The following is a 485-nucleotide window of genomic DNA, read 5'->3' on the forward strand; positions in this document are numbered from 1 at the left end:
ATGGACGGAAAAATATTTTGCTCTGGACGCTGGTCATCTTCTCGGCAGCCACCGGCCTGTCGGCTCTCGCGGCGGGGTTCGCCCTCTTCTGCGTGCTGCGTTTCATCGCGGGCTTCGGACTTGGCGGGGAGCTGCCCGTCGCGTCCACGCTTGTATCCGAGAGCGTCGAGCCAGCCGAGAGAGGCCGCGCCGTCGTTCTGCTGGAAAGCTTCTGGGCGCTCGGCTGGATCGCTTATTTCATTATCCCGTCATACGGCTGGCGGCTTGCTCTCGTGATCGGGGCGGCTCCGGTGCTGTATGCCCTGTATCTGCGGCGGGCCATCGATGATTCTCCCCGGTTCGCAGGAATCCGCAAGGCGCCCGCCCCGTTCAAAGAGCGGTTCGCCTCGGTATGGTCGGCGGATTACCGCAAATCAACCGTGATGCTCTGGATACTATGGTTTACGGTTGTCTTCTCTTACTACGGGATGTTCCTGTGGCTTTTC

1 protein-coding gene is annotated in these 485 nt (G+C 60.8%); it reads left to right on the top strand.

Going from position 1 to position 485, the window contains the following annotated elements; all coding sequences use genetic code 11:
* The coding region (locus L692_RS0118225) for an MFS transporter (protein WP_025701530.1) at positions 1-485 on the top strand (485 nt) is incomplete at both ends.

It is taken from the genome of Paenibacillus forsythiae T98, from assembly GCF_000520735.1.
GTDB classification, from domain to species: domain Bacteria; phylum Bacillota; class Bacilli; order Paenibacillales; family Paenibacillaceae; genus Paenibacillus_AQ; species Paenibacillus_AQ forsythiae.